Raw genomic sequence first — 1,184 nt, forward strand, 5'->3', positions numbered from 1 at the left:
AGTAGCACGCTCAAGACCCGAAGCGGAGTGATCTAGCCATGGGCAGGTTGAAGCGGAGGTAAGACTTCGTGGAGGACCGAACCCACCAGGGTTGAAAACCTGGGGGATGACCTGTGGTTAGGGGTGAAAGGCCAATCAAACTCCGTGATAGCTGGTTCTCCCCGAAATGCATTTAGGTGCAGCGTCGTGTGTTTCTTGCCGGAGGTAGAGCACTGGATAGGCGATGGGCCCTACCGGGTTACTGACCTTAGCCAAACTCCGAATGCCGGTAAGTGAGAGCGCGGCAGTGAGACTGTGGGGGATAAGCTCCATGGTCGAGAGGGAAACAGCCCAGAGCATCGACTAAGGCCCCTAAGCGTACGCTAAGTGGGAAAGGATGTGGAGTCGCACAGACAACCAGGAGGTTGGCTTAGAAGCAGCCACCCTTGAAAGAGTGCGTAATAGCTCACTGGTCTAGTGATTCCGCGCCGACAATGTAGCGGGGCTCAAGCGTACCGCCGAAGTCGTGTCATTGCAGCATGTACTCCCAACGGAGGCTGTGATGGGTAGGGGAGCGTCGTCTGCCGGGTGAAGCGGCACTGGAAGGTAGTCGTGGACGGTTGACGAGTGAGAATGCAGGCATGAGTAGCGATTCACACGTGAGAAACGTGTGCGCCGATTGACTAAGGGTTCCTGGGTCAAGCTGATCTGCCCAGGGTAAGTCGGGACCTAAGGCGAGGCCGACAGGCGTAGTCGATGGATAACCGGTTGATATTCCGGTACCCGCTGTGAAGCGTCAAACATCGAGCATCGTGATGCTAAGGCCGTGAAGCCGCCCCGGAGCCTTCGGGCAAAGGGGAGTGGTGGAGCCGCCGGACCAAGCGGTTAGTAGGTGAGTGATGGGGTGACGCAGGAAGGTAGTCCATCCCGGGCGGTGGTTGTCCCGGGGTAAGGGTGTAGGACGCAGGGTAGGCAAATCCGCCCTGCACATAGTCTGAGACCTGATGCCGAGCCGATTGTGGTGAAGTGGATGATCCTATGCTGTCGAGAAAAGCCTCTAGCGAGTTTCATGGCGGCCCGTACCCTAAACCGACTCAGGTGGTCAGGTAGAGAATACCGAGGCGTTCGGGTGAACTATGGTTAAGGAACTCGGCAAAATGCCCCCGTAACTTCGGGAGAAGGGGGGCCATTCCTGGTGAGAGGGC

The 1,184-nt window shown here is 57.5% G+C and carries 1 rRNA gene (running past one end of the window); it reads left to right on the forward strand.

The annotated features are described in order from the left end of the window. Positions 1–1,184: ribosomal RNA gene (locus tag ACFYZB_RS46685) — 23S ribosomal RNA — on the forward strand; its annotated part runs 1,280 nt beyond the window's last position; the annotation flags it as partial.

Source organism: Streptomyces sp. NPDC001852, from assembly GCF_042891825.1.
In the GTDB taxonomy this organism is placed as follows: Bacteria; Actinomycetota; Actinomycetes; order Streptomycetales; family Streptomycetaceae; genus Streptomyces.